General features: G+C 44.2%; 19 protein-coding genes. 6 read left to right on the top strand and 13 right to left on the bottom strand.

Annotated features, from left to right (window positions below):
- Positions 1-28 precede the first annotated feature (28 nt).
- A complete protein-coding gene (locus BSZ04_RS11910) occupies positions 29-1,243 on the top strand; it encodes a diguanylate cyclase (protein ID WP_038885207.1) in 1,215 nt (404 codons plus the stop codon).
- Between the two features lie 76 nt (positions 1,244-1,319).
- Here BSZ04_RS11910 and nqrM read toward each other — a convergent pair whose 3' ends face one another.
- The 9 genes from nqrM to BSZ04_RS11865 all read right to left on the bottom strand — a co-directional run bounded on the left by nqrM (position 1,320) and on the right by BSZ04_RS11865 (position 9,358).
- Complete coding sequence (nqrM, locus tag BSZ04_RS11905) at positions 1,320-1,553, bottom strand: (Na+)-NQR maturation NqrM (protein ID WP_005436655.1); 234 nt, start codon at positions 1,551-1,553, stop codon at positions 1,320-1,322.
- A gap of 22 nt (positions 1,554-1,575) precedes the next feature.
- Entirely contained in the window at positions 1,576-2,580 is a 1,005-nt protein-coding gene (locus BSZ04_RS11900) for an FAD:protein FMN transferase (RefSeq protein ID WP_038885206.1), read from the bottom strand.
- 155 nt (positions 2,581-2,735) lie between these two features.
- Positions 2,736-3,959 (bottom strand): NADH:ubiquinone reductase (Na(+)-transporting) subunit F, encoded by a 1,224-nt coding sequence (gene nqrF / locus BSZ04_RS11895; protein ID WP_005436653.1) that lies wholly within the window; start codon positions 3,957-3,959, stop codon positions 2,736-2,738.
- A gap of 33 nt (positions 3,960-3,992) precedes the next feature.
- A complete protein-coding gene (gene nqrE / locus BSZ04_RS11890) occupies positions 3,993-4,589 on the bottom strand; it encodes an NADH:ubiquinone reductase (Na(+)-transporting) subunit E (RefSeq protein WP_005436652.1) in 597 nt (198 codons plus the stop codon).
- 7 nt (positions 4,590-4,596) lie between these two features.
- A complete protein-coding gene (locus tag BSZ04_RS11885) occupies positions 4,597-5,229 on the bottom strand; it encodes an NADH:ubiquinone reductase (Na(+)-transporting) subunit D (RefSeq protein WP_005436651.1) in 633 nt (210 codons plus the stop codon).
- Positions 5,229-6,014, bottom strand: coding sequence for a Na(+)-translocating NADH-quinone reductase subunit C (locus BSZ04_RS11880; RefSeq protein ID WP_038885205.1), 786 nt, complete (start codon positions 6,012-6,014; stop codon positions 5,229-5,231). Before BSZ04_RS11880 ends, BSZ04_RS11885 begins: the two co-directional genes overlap by 1 nt.
- Complete coding sequence (locus BSZ04_RS11875) at positions 6,004-7,245, bottom strand: NADH:ubiquinone reductase (Na(+)-transporting) subunit B (RefSeq protein WP_010449833.1); 1,242 nt, start codon at positions 7,243-7,245, stop codon at positions 6,004-6,006. The genes BSZ04_RS11880 and BSZ04_RS11875 overlap by 11 nt, the downstream gene beginning before the upstream one ends.
- Before the next feature lie 3 nt (positions 7,246-7,248).
- Entirely contained in the window at positions 7,249-8,589 is a 1,341-nt protein-coding gene (locus BSZ04_RS11870; RefSeq protein WP_038885204.1) for a Na(+)-translocating NADH-quinone reductase subunit A, read from the bottom strand.
- A 460-nt stretch (positions 8,590-9,049) separates the two neighbouring features.
- On the bottom strand, positions 9,050-9,358 hold the full coding sequence (locus tag BSZ04_RS11865) for a BolA/IbaG family iron-sulfur metabolism protein (protein WP_010449838.1): 309 nt from the start codon (positions 9,356-9,358) through the stop codon (positions 9,050-9,052).
- A 217-nt stretch (positions 9,359-9,575) separates the two neighbouring features.
- Here BSZ04_RS11865 and BSZ04_RS11860 point away from each other — a divergent pair, with 217 nt between their 5' ends.
- The 4 genes from BSZ04_RS11860 (at position 9,576) to BSZ04_RS11845 (ending at position 13,300) form a co-directional block, all read left to right on the top strand.
- Positions 9,576-10,733 carry a methyltransferase gene (locus BSZ04_RS11860; protein ID WP_088880462.1) on the top strand — a complete coding sequence of 386 codons (1,158 nt, stop codon included), beginning with the start codon at positions 9,576-9,578 and terminating at the stop codon, positions 10,731-10,733.
- 28 nt (positions 10,734-10,761) lie between these two features.
- The gene (locus BSZ04_RS11855) at positions 10,762-11,331 is read left to right on the top strand and encodes a YajG family lipoprotein (RefSeq protein WP_010449842.1); all 570 of its coding nucleotides are present in this window, start codon (positions 10,762-10,764) and stop codon (positions 11,329-11,331) included.
- Complete coding sequence (locus BSZ04_RS11850; RefSeq protein ID WP_088880461.1) at positions 11,331-11,876, top strand: peptidylprolyl isomerase; 546 nt, start codon at positions 11,331-11,333, stop codon at positions 11,874-11,876. The genes BSZ04_RS11855 and BSZ04_RS11850 overlap by 1 nt, the downstream gene beginning before the upstream one ends.
- 71 nt (positions 11,877-11,947) lie before the next feature.
- Complete coding sequence (locus BSZ04_RS11845; protein ID WP_010449846.1) at positions 11,948-13,300, top strand: AmpG family muropeptide MFS transporter; 1,353 nt, start codon at positions 11,948-11,950, stop codon at positions 13,298-13,300.
- Between the two features lie 66 nt (positions 13,301-13,366).
- On the opposite strand, the gene BSZ04_RS11840 is transcribed toward BSZ04_RS11845, so the two are convergent.
- The 4 genes from BSZ04_RS11840 to BSZ04_RS11825 are packed head-to-tail and all read right to left on the bottom strand — an operon-like array spanning position 13,367 to position 16,607.
- Positions 13,367-14,026 carry a ChrR family anti-sigma-E factor gene (locus BSZ04_RS11840; RefSeq protein ID WP_010449847.1) on the bottom strand — a complete coding sequence of 220 codons (660 nt, stop codon included), beginning with the start codon at positions 14,024-14,026 and terminating at the stop codon, positions 13,367-13,369.
- Positions 14,023-14,607, bottom strand: a complete 585-nt coding sequence (locus tag BSZ04_RS11835) for an RNA polymerase sigma factor (RefSeq protein ID WP_029561030.1) — start codon at positions 14,605-14,607, stop codon at positions 14,023-14,025. Before BSZ04_RS11835 ends, BSZ04_RS11840 begins: the two co-directional genes overlap by 4 nt.
- 45 nt (positions 14,608-14,652) lie before the next feature.
- On the bottom strand, positions 14,653-16,014 hold the full coding sequence (locus BSZ04_RS11830) for a DUF4397 domain-containing protein (RefSeq protein WP_088880460.1): 1,362 nt from the start codon (positions 16,012-16,014) through the stop codon (positions 14,653-14,655).
- The gene (locus tag BSZ04_RS11825) at positions 16,011-16,607 is read right to left on the bottom strand and encodes an LON peptidase substrate-binding domain-containing protein (protein ID WP_088880459.1); all 597 of its coding nucleotides are present in this window, start codon (positions 16,605-16,607) and stop codon (positions 16,011-16,013) included. Before BSZ04_RS11825 ends, BSZ04_RS11830 begins: the two co-directional genes overlap by 4 nt.
- 323 nt (positions 16,608-16,930) lie before the next feature.
- Here BSZ04_RS11825 and BSZ04_RS11815 point away from each other — a divergent pair, with 323 nt between their 5' ends.
- Positions 16,931-17,722, top strand: coding sequence for a nucleoside-specific channel-forming Tsx family protein (locus tag BSZ04_RS11815; protein ID WP_088880457.1), 792 nt, complete (start codon positions 16,931-16,933; stop codon positions 17,720-17,722).
- Positions 17,723-17,820 lie beyond the last annotated feature (98 nt).

Genomic DNA, 17,820 nt, shown 5'->3' with positions numbered 1-17,820 from the left:
AATTTATATACAAAAGTAGGGAAACTTTTTGAGTAAGAGAATTTTGGTTGTCGAAGACAGCCGTGCTTATAGAAATTACCTGCAGCAAATATTAACGAAAGCGGGCTACGAAGTACTTGCTGCTGAAAGTTATGATGAAGCGAAATCAACCTTAGCTTCACAACCAGAGCTGTTGTGCGCTGTATTAGATTACTGTTTGCCAGATGCTCAAGATGGCGAAATTATTGATCTGCTGTTATCTCATAACCAAAAAGTTATCGTGCTAACAGCCATGTTCCAAGAAGATATTCGTGAGCAGATGCTAGCGAAAGGTGTATTGGATTACATACTGAAAGACAGCATGGCTTCTGTCTCTTACCTACTTCCTCTCATTAAGCGCTTAACAAATAACCAGCAGCATAAGTGTTTGGTTGTAGACGACTCAATGACTGTTCGCCACCACGTTGTGCAGTTGTTAGAGCACCAATATATCCAAACACTTCAGGCTGAGAATGGCCAACAAGCGATTGAGTTAATAGAACAAAATCCCGACATCACATTTATACTCACCGATCATGACATGCCAATAAAAGATGGCATTACAATGATCCGTGAATTACGGCAGAATTTTGATAAAAACCAACTCGCTATTCTTGGTATCTCTGGAAGTGATGACCACACAATGACCGCTCGCTTCCTCAAAGCCGGCGCTAATGATTTCTTATATAAGCCATTTAATCAGGAAGAGTTTTTCTGCCGTGTTCATCAAATACTGGATATGAAGGAAGCAACAACAGAACTGTTTAGAATGGCAAACCAAGATGCTTTGACTGGATTGTGGAATCGCCGCTTCCTGTTTGGCCAAGCTTGTGATGGTTGCGAAAAACGTAATATTGCCATGTTAGATATCGACTTCTTTAAAAAAGTGAATGATAACTACGGGCACGATGGTGGCGATGCGGCACTCGTTATGGTCGCGAATATATTAAAAATCTATTTCCCAGATGATGTGATTGCGCGTTTCGGCGGCGAAGAGTTTTGTATTCAAGCGTGCGGTAGTTATGAAGATTTTGTGACCCGCTTGGAGCAAATGCGTCAACGAGTGGAGAAGACCCCTATTCCTTATCAAGATAAGAACATTCAAGTGACCATTAGTGTTGGTGTGGCGAGTGTTGAAGGTGATCTTGACCAACAGATTAAAGTGGCAGACGACCGTTTATATCAAGCAAAAGGGAATGGGCGAAACCAAACTATTTATCAGTAAGCCTCTCCTCTTGATATAAAGCCTAAAAAACAAAACCCAGCCATTAGCTGGGTTTTATCATTCTTGCTATCGCTGATTAAGCAATGCGATCTTTTTCCCATGCAGCCAGCTTTTCTGCGCGGGCAGCTTCACGAGCTTCACGCTTCTTACGCGCATCACATGGCTCTGGGCAGTTACATACCTTCTCAATACCAACCGCACCAAGACCACCACAACTGCCTTTTACCACCTTCTTTTGGAAGATGTAACCCACTGCCATCGCTGCAATCACCGCAACAAAAACAGCAAAAGTAATTAGAAATGTACTCATAAGGACATGCTCACTTCTGTTGTTATTTCTTCATGAACGGCTTGTATGCTTCCGAAGCCAGCTCTTTAAAACCATCATCCGTTTTCACAATCATGAAAACAGGAATGTTATTTTCGTTCGCGATTTCCATGCCTTTGTCTTCACCTAGTACCATAAGGCCGGTTGCAAGACCATCAGCCGTCATCGACGATTTATCCAGTACCGTTACAGACACCACTTTATGATGGATTGGTTTGCCTGTTTGCGGATTGATGATGTGAGAGTATCGCACACCATTGCTCTCAAAGTAATTGCGATAGTCACCACTTGTTGCAATTGCCATGTCGCCAGGCTCAATAATTTCTTGAATTGAGCGCTCATCAACAGTTGGCTTTTCAATGGCAATACGCCATGGCACACCTTCGCGGTTAATACCTTTCAAACGCATTTCACCACCAACTTCTACCATGTAGTTGTGAATGCCTTGTGATTGTAGGTAATCCGCAACCACATCAACACCCCAACCTTTTGCGATAGTCGATAGGTCAACGTACAAGTTTGGAATGTCTTTCGACATTTTATTGCCTTCAACCGAAAGGTGGTGAATACCTGTGTTTGCTTTACGAGCTGCTAGCTCTTCATCTGTCGGAACCACATCTGGACGCGCTTCTGGACCAAAGCCCCAAAGATTCACTAGTGGGCCAACGGTTACGTCTAGTGCGCCTAGAGTAAGACCGTTCAAGCGAATCGCTTCTTTCACTACCGTTGCTGTTTGCGGAGATACTTCAAATGGCTCACTGGTCTGGTGTTGGTTAAAACGGCTAAGCTCTGAATCTTCACGGTAAGTCGACATCTGATCGTTCACTTCTTCAAGTAGGCGATCGATTTCTGTTTGCAAAACTTCAGGCGATGGCAGGCCATCTTGCTCGATGTATTTAATGTTGTATGTGGTACCCATTGTTGGGCCACTTAAATGAACTTGATCTGCAGGCTGTTCACAACCAGCTAGAACCAATAGAGAAGCGAATGCAACAAGCCACTTTTTCACTTGTTTACTCCTATTGTCGTTAAATTGATATGGAAAATGGGTTCTCTCAAGACAAACCGATTTCCTATAGCAACTGTTGAATATGGTTTCTATTTCTACAAAAAATAATGGCTAGCTCTTAGAGAGCTAGCCATAGATTCAATCACTTAGGGGGATTAACCACCGAAGTCATCTAGAAGGATGTTTTCATCCTCTACACCTAGATCTTTCAGCATGCCGATTACAGCCGCGTTCATCATAGGTGGACCACACATGTAGTACTCACAGTCTTCTGGCGCTTCGTGATCACGTAGGTAGTTCTCGTAAAGAACGTTGTGAATGAAGCCAGTGTAACCATCCCAGTTATCTTCTGGCATAGGGTCAGACAGTGCACAGTGCCATACGAAGTTATCGTTGTCAGCCGCTAGGCCATCGAAGTCTTCTACGTAGAACATTTCACGCTTAGAACGTGCACCATACCAGAATGACATCTTACGCTTAGAGTGCAGACGTTTCAGCTGGTCGAAGATATGAGAACGCATTGGAGCCATACCTGCACCACCACCAACGAATACCATTTCAGCGTCAGTGTCTTTCGCGAAGAACTCACCAAATGGACCAGAGATCGTACACTTGTCGCCTTCTTTTAGAGACCAAATAAACGATGACATGATACCAGGTGGTACGTCAGGGTTGTTTGGCGGCGGCGTAGCGATACGCACGTTAAGCATGATGATACCGTGCTCTTCTGGGTAGTTAGCCATAGAGTATGCGCGGATCGTTTCTTCGTTTACCTTAGACTCGTAGCGGAACAGGTTAAACTTGTCCCAATCTTCACGGTATTCTTCAGGTACATCGAAATCAGCGTATTTAACGTGGTGAGCTGGCGCTTCAATCTGGATGTAACCACCAGCACGGAAAGGTACTGATTCGCCATCTGGGATTTGTAGCTTAAGCTCTTTGATGAATGTTGCTTTGTTATCGTTAGAGATAACAGTACATTCCCACTTCTTAACGCCGAAGATTTCTTCAGGAAGTTCGATGTCCATGTCAGTTTTCATTGCAACCTGACACGCTAGACGCTCACCTTCACGTGCTTCACCTTTAGTAATGTGGTCAAGCTCGGTAGGTAGGATGTCACCACCACCTGATTTAACTTTTACGCGACACTGACCACAAGAGCCACCGCCACCACAAGCAGAAGATACGAATACGCCAGCACCAGCTAACGCAGATAGTAGCTTACCACCTGGTTGTGTAACGATCGCCAGTGAAGGGTCATCGTTCACAGAAATTGTAATGTCACCTGTTGGTACAAGCTTAGACTTAGCGAAAAGAATCACTAGTACTAGCGCAAGTACGATCAGAGTAAACATCACTACACCAAGAATAATGTCCATTGACTATTCCTTAATTGTTGCGGTTTACCCGACTTACAGTTGAACACCAGAGAAAGACATAAAGCCTAACGCCATTAGACCTACAGTGATGAACGTGATACCTAGACCACGTAGACCAGGAGGTACATCTGAGTACTTCATCTTCTCACGGATACCTGCAAGAGCGACGATCGCTAGCATCCAGCCCACACCAGAGCCGAAACCGTAAACAACAGATTCCGCAAAGTTGTAGTCACGTTGTACCATGAAAGATACACCACCGAAGATCGCACAGTTTACTGTGATCAGCGGTAGGAAGATGCCTAGCGCGTTGTACAAAGGTGGGAAGAAACGGTCAAGAACCATCTCTAGTATCTGTACAAGTGCTGCGATTACACCGATGAAGGTGATGAAGTTTAGGAAGCTAAGGTCTACGCCCTCAACTAACGCGTTCTCTTTCAGAACTAGGTTGTAAACTAGGTTGTTCACAGGAACCGCGATAGTTAGTACTACCACAACTGCAACACCTAGACCGAAAGAAGTCTTAACTTTCTTAGATACGGCAAGGAAAGTACACATACCTAGGAAGAAAGACAGTGCCATGTTTTCGATGAAAATCGATTTAACTAGCAGGCTGATGTAATGTTCCATGACGTCCTTACTCCTTCGCTTCGATTTGTTCAGGTCTGATAATGCGGATAGCCCAGATCATGAAACCGATTAAGAAGAATGCTGATGGTGCAAGTAGCATCAGACCGTTTGGCTGGTACCAACCACCGTTGCTCACTAGAGGTAGAACTTCCAGGCCAAATAGTTTGCCTGAGCCAAATAGCTCACGGAAGAAACCAACAGTGATAAGAACGAAACCGTAACCAAGACCGTTACCGATACCATCAATTAGCGATGGGATTGGCGCAGATTTCATTGCGAATGCTTCTGCACGACCCATTACGATACAGTTCGTAATGATCAGACCTACGAATACAGATAGCTGTTTAGAGATATCGTATAGGTATGCTTTAAGCACCTGGTCTACCACGATTACTAGTGATGCGATGATTGCCATCTGAACGATGATACGCACACTGTTAGGAATGTGGTTACGGATTAAAGAAACAGAGAAGTTCGACAGTGCAGTTACAAACGTTACCGCTAGTGTCATTACAAATGCTGTTTCTAGTTTAGTTGTTACTGCAAGAGCAGAACATACACCAAGAACCTGCAGCGCGATCGGGTTGTTATCCAACACCGGCGCCATAATGCTCTTTTTAATGTTTTGTGCGCTAGACATTAGTTCAGACCTCCGTCACGAACTTTTGCTAGGAAAGGACCGAAGCCCATGTCACCTAACCAGAAGTCAAATGTACCTTGAACACCGTTACCAGTTAGTGTCGCACCAGATAGGCCATCAACGCCGTGTTCAGAACCTTCTGGAGCACCACCTTTAACAATCTTGATTGCTGGTTTGTGGTTCTCATCGAATAGTTTCTTACCAACGAATTGAGCGCGCCATGCTGGGTTTTCTACTTCACCACCAAGTCCAGGAGTTTCACCTTGCTCGTAGTAAGTAATACCAGACACAGTGTTACCGTCAGTTTCAACCGCAACGAATGCGTACATCATTGACCAAAGACCTGTACCGTGAACAGGGATGATAACTTTCGAGATTTCATCACCACTTTTCACTAGGTAAACGATACCTGTGTTAGCACGACGTAGGATCTTAGCTTTGTCTTCATCAGCTGTTAGCTTGATAGACTCAGCTGGATCTTTAGCGGCTTTACGTTGGTCGTAGTTAGCTGCTGTAGAGCCATCTTCAGCTTTCTCTACAAAGTCACCCGTTTTGAAATCAACTAGACGAGGTTCAATGTATTGTGCAAATAGCTCAGGTACTTTTTTACCGTCTGCTTCAATGCCAGCAACTTCTACAATCTTAGATTGCTTATCTAGGACAGCGTTAGCTTTTTGCTTGTCACGCAGGCCTACGGCTGCTGTTGATACGATGATTGAACAAACAAGGCTCAACCCGATAACAACACCCAGCGTCTTTTTAATGCTGTCGTTATTACTTGCCATAGCGTGCTAGTCTCCGCTTGATGTTCTTCTCGATAACCACATGGTCGAACAGAGGTGCGAATAGGTTCGCGAATAGAATCGCCAGCATCATACCTTCAGGGTAAGCTGGGTTAACTACACGAATCATCACACACATTGCACCGATTAGGATGCCGTACCACCACTTACCGCCATTGGTAAATGAAGCTGATACAGGGTCTGTTGCCATGAAGAACATACCGAATGCAAAACCACCTAGAACTAGGTGCCAGTGCCAAGGCATGTTGAACATTGGGTTGGTGTCAGAGCCAATCACGTTGAATAGTGTTGACACTGCAATCATACCGATCATTACACCCGCAATGATACGCCACGAAGCGATTCGCATGTATACGATCATCGCTGCACCGATCATTAGAGCTAGAGTCGATACTTCACCAATTGAACCAGGGATGTTACCGATGAAAGCATCCATCCAAGTGATAGGAGCGCCAGTGATGTTGTTGATCAACGCGCCGCTACCGCCGTGAGCCCATTGGCTAAGAGCAGTTGCACCAGAGAAGCCGTCAGCTGCTGTCCATACTACGTCACCCGAGATTTGTGCTGGGTAAGCAAAGAATAGGAAAGCACGACCCGCAAGAGCAGGGTTCAAGAAGTTACGACCTGTACCACCGAAGATCTCTTTAGCAACAACAACACCAAATGTGATACCTAGTGCCGCTTGCCATAGAGGTAGCGTTGGTGGAACGATAAGTGCGAATAGGATAGAAGTTACAAAGAAGCCTTCGTTAACTTCGTGCTTACGCACCATACAGAAAAGTACTTCCCAGAAGCCACCAACAATAAATACTGTTGCGTAGATCGGTAGGAAGTAAGTCGCACCTAGTAGCATCTTACTGCCAACACCAGCTTCAGCACCGATGGTGCCGCCAAACATTTCTGTTAGCCAGTAGTGCCAGTTACCTGCGATAACTGTCGCTAGTTGATCACCAGCGTACATGTGGTTAAGTGCTGCGATAGCTTGGCCACCCGCGTTGTACATACCCCAGAACATTGCTGGGAATACCGCGAACCAAACCATGATCATGATACGTTTTAAGTCAACGCTATCACGAACGTGCGAGCTACGTTTTGTTACTAGACCTGGCGTGTAGAAAAGTGTTGCTGCTGCTTCGTACAGTGCAAACCATTTTTCGTGTTTACCGCCTGGTTCAAAATGATGCTCGATATCCTCTATGAATTTCTTAAGCATGGATTACCCTTCCTTCACAATGGTATCTAGGCATTCACGAAGTAGCAGACCGTACTCGTATTTACCAGGACATACAAAGGTGCACAATGCCAAATCTTCTTCATCCAGTTCAAGTGCACCCAGCGCTTGAGCACTGTCAGTATCACCGGCACATAGATCACGAAGTAGCAAAGTAGGTTCCATATCAAGTGGCATTACACGTTCGTAGTTGCCGATTGGAACCATTGCACGATCACTACCGTTAGTTGTCGTTGTCATATTGAACAACTGACCTTTAAAGATGTGACCAAGGAAAGATTTTGTGATTGAGAATTTGTTTTTACCAGGAACAGCCCAGCCAAACAGTTCTTTCTCACGACCTTCACGCAGGACAGAAACCTGCTGATGGTAACGGCCAAGGTAAGCATGTGGACCAGACGCTTGTGTACCAGAAAGTACCGAGCCTGAAATCACACGAACTTCGCCTGGCATCAATTCGCTGTCAGTTAGGTCTTCAAGAGAAGCACCTACAACAGTACGAAGAAGACGTGGGTTATTCACTACAGGACCAGCAAGAGATACAACGCGATCTGTGTATAGCTCACCAGTTAGGAATAACTTACCGAACGCGATAACGTCTTGGTAGTTGATGCTCCAAGCCACGTTTTGTGCATTTACTGGGTATAGGAAATGCATGTGGGTGCCAGCAAGACCTGCTGGGTGAGGGCCATCGAAGACGTGTTCTTCTACGTTAGACTGAGAAGAGCGTGGCAAGCTAGTGCCAGATTTACATACGTAAACCTTGCCTTCTGTCAGGGCTGAAAGAATGTCTAGACCTGCAACGAATGCTTCTTGTTGTTCATTGATGATCAACTCAGGCTGTGCTGCTAGTGGATTAGTATCCATTGCAGTTACGAAAATAGCCTTAGTAGCAGACTCGATTGCTGGAACCTTGCTAAACGGACGAGTACGTAAAGCGGTCCAAAGGCCAGATTCAACCAATTGAGTCTTGATCACTTCGCGATCTAGACCTGCTAGTTGAGCTGCTTCGAACTTATCAAATGTAACCTGCTCTTCGCCTGCCACTTCAATCACTACAGATTGAAGTACACGCTTAGCGCCACGGTTAACTTCGATCACTTTACCGGCTGCTGGAGCAGTGAACTTAACGCCAGGGTTCTTCTTGTCTTCAAAAAGAACTTGCGCTTTTTTCACTTCATCGCCAACGCGGACATGCATGGTAGGACGCATGCCAACGTACTCTTCGCCAAGCAAGGCGACTTTTTTGATGGTCTTACCATCATTAATCACCTGGGATGGAGCTCCTGCGATAGGAAGATCCAAGCCCTTCTTTATTGTAATCATACGCACTTGCACTACTTTTATCGGGAAAAAGATTCTTTTGATTGCGTAACTTTTAGACACGACATCAGTGTCCGGTTTTGATGCTGTTTAAAACATCAAAATCGCAACATCCTATTAAAAATCTCATCACATTTTTTGAGCGAGATTTATCAGGTGCAGTAGTCTAGCATTTTTTGGGAACTTGATGCCATGACCAATGATAGCAATAGTGGTTTTATTTCGACCGAATCAGATCTAAAAGGCTAAAGAATAGTCATAAGTTTGAACCATCGCACAATTGCATCGTCCTCTACGAATACCTATTTAGTGATACATTCATGGTTTGAAACAAACAGAAATTTCTATTTATTTGTTGAAACACTGTTAACACATTTTTTAACCAGCTTTTGTACCACATTGTGTCCCCGTAAAAATGTAAAATAAAAAAAGATGACTCTCGTCATCTTCTTTTATCAATACTTTAGCGCCCTCCGCCCATGCACATTGGGCTATCTGGCGCACCATTTTGTTGCTCATGCCACTCAGCTTCAGTGTAAGTATGAATCGCCAAAGCATGAATGTGATTATCAAGTTCATCAGCCAAGATTTGGTTAACTTGTCGGTGACGACCAATTAAACGCTGACCGTCAAAAGCATTACATACGACAATCACTTTAAAGTGGCTTTCTGAGCCTGGTGGAACATTATGCATGTAGCTTTCGTTAATCACTTTTAGGTAACTAGGCTGCAGCTCACTATGTAGCTTCTTTTCTATGATTTCTTGGATCATATTACGTCCTCGCAAATACGAATTATGCAAGTATATACGCAACTCATTCAAACAACGTACAACTGGTTTAAATTTCAAAGAGCCTTCACACTTCTTTGCTTGTGTCACGTGCAGCGCTAAAACACGAGAAACAGAGAATTGACAGCTTTTTAGTATCTTGTCCCGCTATCATCTGCGACAATACCAGCTGTATGTTACAACTACCCTTAACTCACTTATGAAAACCGAACTGAACCTTCACGATAGAAGTCTTACACTTCATCGCTTCCCAAAGCGCGCTAATGAAACACTTCAAGCTTGGGATGCGGGAGATGAGTACCTAATTAACCACGTGGAAGAACTGGATCTGCCTACCAATCAGAACATACTTATCATCAATGATAGTTTTGGAGCATTGGCATGCTGGTTTTCAGAGAAGCATAACGTCACATCGATAAGCGACTCATTTGTCTCTCAAAGAGGTGCTCAACTGAACTTAGAGAATAATCACTGCAATAGCGTGACTTTTGACTCAACCATCAGTGAAATTTCCAACCAAACCGATATCGTTTTGCTTCAGTTACCCAAAAGCAATCGTCATCTAGTTTGGCTGTTGAGCCAACTACGTAAAACACTGCCCGTATCGTGCCCTATTATCGCAGTAAATAAAGCGAAAGATATTCATACATCAACGCTCAAGTTATTCGAAAAGCACTTAGGCGAAACAAAAACCTCTTTAGCTTGGAAGAAGCATCGCTTGGTCTTTTCTGCAGCCAATGCACAACCCGTTATCACCGTTGACCCTTTTACGGTTTGGGGTGTCGAAGGTGAGAACATACAACTAAAAAATCTGCCAAATGTTTATTCAGGCGAAAGCTTAGATCTGGGTGCCCGCTTTATGCTTCAGCATATTCCGCAAGACCCTAAAATCAAAAGTATCATCGACCTTGGATGCGGCAATGGTGTGTTGTCAGTAAAAGCAGGACAACTCAACCCAGGCGCTCAGTTAACGCTCGTTGACGAGAGCTTTATGGCTATCGAGTCTGCCAAACAGAACCTTATTGATAACCTAGGTGCCGAGCATCCGACCCAATGCATCGTCAATAACTGTTTAGATGGCTTTGAGCACAATAGTGCAGACTTAATCATGTGTAACCCACCATTTCATCAGCAACAAGCTATTACCGACCATATTGCTTGGCAAATGTTCTGTGATGCGAAACAAATTTTGAACCAAGGTGGTAAATTACAAGTCATAGGTAATCGCCATCTTGGTTACGACGTTAAGCTGAAACGCTTGTTTGGCGATAAAAATGTGAAACTTGTCGCTTCTAACAGCAAATTCGTAATTTTACAGGCGACAAAAGATCCTGCTAAATTAAGCGTTATGCAATAAAGCTATGACTTTAAAAAGGAATAATAAGATGAAAAAACTGGTATTAGCAGCTTCAGTTGCCCTGCTTGCTGCCTGTTCAGCTCCACAGCAGCCACAATTGAACCTTATGCCTCAAACTACTTTGAGCACAAATTCAATTGTACAGGGAAAAACCTACAGCTTAACCAGTAAAGACGTCCGCGCTGCACAATATGTGGCATTGGTTGATAACGGCCGTTCAAATATTTTACCTCTACACGCAAAGCAAAACCTTAGAATCACTCTTGAAGACGCATTTGCTCAGCAATTTGCTTCTCAAGGTTTCCGCACCGACCTCAATAGCAATAACTCTATCGAGCTAGAGATCCAAGAAGCGCTTATCAATGTGAAACATTCGGTCATGGAAAATGAGATGGATGCGAAGGTCGTTATCGAGATCACTGCAGAAACACCTGAAGGTAAATTGGTTAAGACTTACACGGGTACCGCTAAGCGCTCGGGTACATTAAGTGCCTCTGATTCAGACATTGAAGAAACGCTTAATGATGTTATTAGTTTAACCTTAAAAGAAGCTGCGAATGATTCTGAACTTCGTCAGTACATGCAGGAGCGATTCTAATGCTACGTAAAGCGATTCTTTCTCTTGCACTATTGAGCTGCAGCGTTTTTGCGGGCCCAAAAGTCGCGTTTGAAACCACGTTAGGAAACTTTACGGTGGAGCTAAACGAAGAAAAAGCACCAATCACCGTCGCAAACTTCCTGAAATACGTAGAAGATGGCAGTTACGAAGGTACGATTTTCCACCGCGTAATCCCTGGTTTTATGGCACAAGGTGGTGGCTTTAACCAAGATATGCAAATGGTTCAAACGTACGCTCCAATCAAAAACGAGGGTAACAACGGTTTAAATAACGACCGTGCAACCATCGCAATGGCTCGTACTAATGCTCCAGATTCAGCTACTCGACAATTCTTCGTTAACCTAGTAGATAACGATTTCTTGAACTACGGCTCTCGCCCACCAGGTTATGCCGTGTTTGGCGTTGTTACTGAAGGCTTCGATGTCATTGAAAGCATGGCGAAACAACCAACCAAATCTATTGGTCGGATGCGCGATGTCCCAGAGACACCAATCATCATCACCAAAGCAACACTACTCAAATAGCCAAAATCATAAGCCCTTTGAATATTCGAAGGGCTTTCTCTTTTAGCGGCTCTATTTTAACGGATTGATTTATGTCTTCATTACCTTCCATCACTTGGTTGGAAACGGTAAAAAGTTACCTCGATAAACGCCTACTTTGGGTTTTCATGCTTGGCTGCTCAAGTGGCTTTCCATGGGTGCTTATTGGTTCAAACATGTCAGGCTGGCTCAAAGATGCTGGCTTAACGTTATCGGCAATCGGTTATTTCGGTAGCGTTTTTGCAGTTTACGCAATCAACTTTTTATGGGCGCCATTAGTTGATCGTGTCAAATTACCTGTTTTGCATCGTTTACTAGGGCAGCGCCGAAGTTGGATTTTTCTTTGCCAAAGTATCGTGCTAGTTGCGACCTTATTTATTGCTGATGTGAACCCAGCAGAGAATTTGATTTTCACCTCTATGCTTGCTCTATGTATAGCAACAGCATCCGCAACCCAAGACATCGCTATTGACGCTTTTCGTATTGATACCTTCCCGAAAACAGAAGACTCAAAATTGCCTCAAGCTTCAGCAATGGCAGTAATCGGTTGGTGGACGGGTTATTCGCTACCTGGTTACCTTGCATTTATTAATGCAGATACTGTGGGATGGAACGGCGTCTACTACGGCATGGCAATGATTGTTGTTCTGCTCATGATTTTTACTCTACTGGTTGGTGAGCCAAATACTCAACGAGAACAGCTTCAACGAGAAGCAGAACAACGCCATAAAGAAGTTGTAGGCTCAAAGTTAGTTGCTTGGTTCACTGTAACCGTCGTTGAGCCATTTTTGGACTTCTTTAACCGTAATGGAGTTCGGGTCGCTATCACGTTGCTACTGTTCGTCTTTCTATTCAAAATTGGTGAAGCGTTCTTAGGTCGTATGTCGATTGCCTTCTATAAAGAGGTAGGCTTTAGCAATGAGCAAATTGGCTACTACTCTAAGCTCATTGGATGGGGCGCAACTATGGTATTCACGTTTGTAGGTAGTATGTTCAACGTGAAGTTCGGCATTGTAAGAGGCTTGATGATTGGCGGCATTGCGATGTCAGCAAGTAACCTCATGTTTGCTTGGATTGCGAAAGTTGGCCCGAGCGAGCATTTATTCTTAGCAACGATCTTTGTGGACAACTTTACAACGGCATTCTCTACCGTTGCTTTTGTGTCGTTCTTGACGGTCCTTACCGGACAAGCTTTTTCAGCAACTCAATACGCTCTATTAGCTTCACTTGGTAACTTTGGCCGAACCACTCTTGCTTCTTTTAGTGGCGAACTCGTTGACTACTTGAATGATTGGACAACCTTCTTTGTTCTCACCGCTTTGATGGTAATTCCGAGTTTAATCATGCTTTATTCACTGCGGCACTACTTCACTGAGTTGCTCGAAAAAGCAAGACAAAGAGATTAAGAAGAAATAATGAAAAAAGCCACCGAACGTCGGTGGCTTTTTGATTGGGGTCTGTTGAAGCAATATCTAAGGGTACATGCCCTTTCCAAACATATTGAAAATTCGAGCTACACCTTGTGTAAAAATCATCGGCTCCGTCAGAACTGTTAAACATAAACAGTCTTCTCCAGGCTTCGTGAACGGACTATGCTTAACAGTGGCGTCCTTGACCAGCAGATCACCAGCCTCGTAATGGCCGTCCTCGTCACTAAAACCACCATGTAACACTAAGGTCGATTCCAAGCCTTTGTGAGTGTGCTGAGGAATCCGTACATCTTCACCGATGTACATAAGATTGACACGAGCATCTTCTCCAAGATCTAACTGAGCGCTATAAACTTTGCCGCCGTAACTTTTCCAATCACTGACTAAGTCAGAAAACCGACTCAGTGTTTTTGGTAATGTGAAGTCTTTCCCTGCGACTTGAACTTTAGCCTGTTCTAGCACGATGATATCGTCAGACACCGCTTCTGCACACAATATTTCATCAAGCATGGTGTCAAACTCTTCTCCATACTCTGTAGGAATATCACTCACAAGTACGGCCTGAGCAGCCTCTACCTGATTTACATATGCACGGCAGTCGGAGCAAGTCTCTAAATGCGTAGCGACAACTAAGCCAGAAACTGCGTCAATACTTCCCGAAGCATATGCCTCTAACAGGTTTTTATCTGGATGTTTGTTCATAATTGCTCCGTATGCATTGAATGCCTCAATTTCTCAACTGCAAGCCTCAGCCGAGATTTCACCGTGCCTAAGGGGATCTCAAACATTTCTGCAACTTGCTGATGTGGTAACTCTTCCAAATACACCGCTCTTAGCACGTCTCGCTGATTTTTGGGTAAAATCTCCAAGAACTTCACAACTTGCTCTTTTAGCATATCTTGCTCTGGTGAGTAATGGTCGACCAAATCAGGCGGGTAATATTCTGAAGGCCAAATGTCATCAGAATGAATATGTAACTCCTTCCCTTTCTGCTTTCTCAGCAAGTCAAAGCAAAGGTTACGCAATATGGTGTAGATCCAAGTGGAAAGAGCACTTTTTGCTCCGTCGTACAAATGTGCTTTCTGCCAAACGGTCGCCATAGTCTCTTGAACCATTTCCATTGCGACCTGCTCGTTTCCAACATGTTTGTAGGCGAACTGCTTAAGCTTCGGAGCATAGAAACGGAAAACGAAAGCAAAAGCGGCTTTATCTCTCGCTTTTACTTTATCCATATAGTCGTTCCACTCGCTTCGCCCAAGCTTCTGCGGGCTATCACTCATCATAATCAGCCTTTTAAGGGGAGGAGTTTCCTCCTCCCTTCCTTTTCCCTAATCTGTGATGTCATCAACAATGAGGTTAAAACCATTATTATTACCATCGTCGATGGCGATCACTTGATATACAACGCCGTTTGTTACAGTAAGTGGCGCAGAATCTATGGCTACTGTTGATGGGTCGCCAGCAACCGTTACAGTTACAAAATAAGATCCTTCCGCCACATATACGCCTTGCACACTATCTTTATACGCAAAGTTCGCTATTGCTGGATCACTTCCTTCTATGCCTGTGCTCGCGGTGAGATAGATATCTACCATTTCAGCGACTGGATTTGCGGCAGCATGAGTAACATTTAACGTTGCACTGGTTACTACAGATCTACGCATGTCTTCAACAACAAGAGGCTCAACCATAGTAGATGCCATTCCTACGGCATAGATACTGTAATCCATACCGCCCATCAAAGGGACACCATCTGCATCAATGATGGTCGTTCCAGAAGCCTGATCGATGACGTCGATATCGTAATTGCCAGAATCAAGTCCTAGGTAACTACCTACGCCCGGAGTAGTTCGTTCAGGCGCGAACTCAGGATTAGAGAGCATTGCAAATGGCGCTCCATTCACGTTGACATCGACAGTACCTGCGTCTTCAACTAAATGGCCAACTCGTACTTCCGCTTCACTCCCCATATCCTCGATTATAGAAGAACCAGAACCATCTAATACCAGCAACTTCACCGGAGAAGTGCTGTCTGAATCTCCCGTTTTGATGGCTGCAATGGTCAAATTTGCATTTGCCGGCAATGGGATTGTGCCTGAATCAAAGGCAACCGAATCGCCCACAGCCAAACGCACTTGGTAATCGTTAGCTGGAATGTTCAGAACATCAGTTGAGTCTTTATAACCAAGCATTGCAACGGGCGTTGACATAGAAAGGTCTGCGCCAGGAGCCGTTACATAAACATTCACTGGCGGTATCTCCGCAGCCGCATGCACTATTTGAACGTCCAAGTTATATTCATCTGCCATAGAAACTGCGCTACGAGTGACAACTAGAGGCTCAACGGTACCTTCCGCGGCATCACCCACAACAAATGCTGTATATTTGGTTTCGCTGTTAAGGTCCAACATCGTCTCTGGAACAACATTCAACACTTCACCGCCTGGTAGTTGTACATCGACACGAACCGTATTTTCTCCCGCCATTAACTTGACATAGCCAGAGCCAACACCGTAATCAACACCAGTAAGTGCTGCGTTACCATTTATCCATACATTTGCCAAAGGGGCATCTACAGAAGCATGAACAGCTTGAAGGTTTGAATACTCAATTGTGTCACTGTCTGAGCCACAAGCAGCCAAGCCAATGGCAGTAACCAAAGTCACTGCGGCTTTCGTAAGTCCTTTCATATCCTAGTCTCTCTTTCATTTGGGGCTTCAATGGCATGTGAAAGAAACGTCAGAGCGTCGATGCAATCATCCGCACCTACTAACTTTTCAAACAGTGAACGGTCGAGTGGCAAAAGCTCCAACCAACGCTGCGTAACCCAAGAAGGATCATCATAAAACCGGTGTTGATACAGATTACCAAGTTGGGGGAATTGTTCGTACACGTGAGCGAGTTGCGTACTCAAATAAAGAAAGTCTGGGTAGGAGTTGGGCTGTTGCCAATTTTCCATCCATTCCACGTCAGCATGACGAAGACCATCAAAATCAGAGCGCACACGCTTCACTCGGAAGCGTCTCTCTCCAACGACCGTAATGCCAAGAAGCCCATCACTGAGTGTTTCGAAATCAACGATGGTCACCAAAGTACCGATGGACGAAACGTTTCCCGCTGCTCTCTGGTCACTATCGTTACCGACCAAGCACACCCCAAACCCAATGTTCTGTATGCTGCATTCTTTCACCATACGTTTGTAACGCGGTTCAAAAATACGCAGATTCATTTTCCCTTCGGGTAGTACAACCGAGGTTAATGGGAACAACATCACTTCATTCATTAAATCGTCCTCTTTGATTCAATAACTCATACGAGGGACGTATCAGTCAGATCACTAACGATTTATGTTGGTTAAACGACTGGCTTAAAATGTCATAAAATCGCCCGCGCAAACGATCTAAATCACAGTATTTATGCAAAAACATGCAACAAAATAAAAGTTCCGTTATTAAAATTAATTTCGTGACAAACATCACCAAAAACCTTCATTTTTGCATCCTTTATCACTTTCATTTGAGATTTTTATCGCTATTATCCCTGCCAATTGGAAAGCGCAGCAAAGATTGCGTGTTCTGAATCATTACAAACATAGAGAGTCCCCTTATGCGTAAATCACTTCTAGCTCTTGGCCTTCTAGCGGCTACTTCAGCTCCAGTAATGGCTGCAGATTACTCTGACGGCGATATCCACAAAAACGATTACAAGTGGATGCAATTCAACCTTATGGGTGCATTTGACGAACTTCCAGGCGAGTCATCTCACGACTACCTAGAAATGGAATTCGGCGGCCGCTCTGGTATTTTCGACCTATACGGTTACGTTGATGTATTCAACCTAGCGTCAGACAAAGGCAGCGATAAAGCTGGTGCAGAAAAAATCTTCATGAAGTTCGCACCACGTATGTCTCTAGACGGCCTAACTGGTAAAGACCTATCTTTCGGTCCAGTTCAAGAGCTTTACGTTGCTACTCTTATGGAGTGGGGCGGTAACTCTGGCGTAAACAACCAAAAAATCGGTCTAGGTTCTGACGTAATGGTTCCATGGTTAGGCAAAATTGGCCTAAACCTATACGGTAACTACGAAGGTAACAACAAAGACTGGAACGGTTTCCAAATCTCGACTAACTGGTTCAAACCATTCTACTTCTTCGAGAACGGTTCATTCATTTCTTACCAAGGTTACATCGATTACCAATTCGGTATGAACGATGACAACAAAGCACTAAACACTACAAACGGTGGTGCTATGTTTAACGGTATCTACTGGCACTCTGACCGCTTCGCAGTGGGTTACGGCCTGAAAGGTTACAAAGACGTTTACGGTCTTAAAGATGGCGGTTGGGCAGGTAAAACAACTGGCTTCGGTCACTACGTAGCTGTAACTTACAAGTTCTAATAGAACCGATAAGTTCCCCAAAAATGGCGCCTCTCGGCGCCATTTTTATTTGCTTTCCTTTTCTCCCTCATTATCCTTGCAGCAAACCTTTTTAATGA

The sequence above is a fragment of the Vibrio rotiferianus genome (assembly GCF_002214395.1).
Lineage (GTDB): Bacteria > Pseudomonadota > Gammaproteobacteria > Enterobacterales > Vibrionaceae > Vibrio > Vibrio rotiferianus.
Note: the sequence above shows the minus strand (reverse complement) of the source record. Positions and strands in the feature narration are given on the sequence as shown.